Origin of the sequence: Salmonella sp. SAL4457, assembly GCF_046548235.1 — a bacterium.
In the GTDB taxonomy this organism is placed as follows: Bacteria; Pseudomonadota; Gammaproteobacteria; order Enterobacterales; family Enterobacteriaceae; genus Salmonella; species Salmonella enterica.
In genome coordinates this window covers 1-322 of sequence record NZ_JBGDZO010000225.1, presented here as the reverse complement: position 1 = coordinate 322, position 322 = coordinate 1, and the positions used below count along the sequence as shown (strand labels likewise).

At 62.4% G+C, this 322-nt stretch carries 1 protein-coding gene; it reads right to left on the bottom strand.

The window, feature by feature from the left end:
• A partial coding sequence (locus ACLJNW_RS24020) for an efflux RND transporter permease subunit (RefSeq protein WP_410961194.1) occupies positions 1–322 on the bottom strand: 322 nt, incomplete at both ends.

The following is a 322-nucleotide window of genomic DNA, read 5'->3' as shown; positions in this document are numbered from 1 at the left end:
CCTTCCTCCTGCTTGTCCTTGGCGAACTCGACGATCAGGATGCCGTGTTTGCTGATCAGGCCGATCAGGGTCACCAGGCCGACCTGGGTATAGATGTTCAGGCTCGACACGCCGAGGAACAGCGGTATCAGCGCACCGCAGATCGACAGCGGCACGGTGACCATGATCACCAGCGGATCGCGGAAGCTTTCGAACTGTGCGGCGAGGACCAGGAAGATGATCGCCAGGGCCAGTCCGAAGGTGACCAGCAATGCGCTGCCTTCCTGCACGTATTGCCGGGAAGCGCCGGCGTAGTCGACGGCGAAGCCACGCGGGGCTTCCT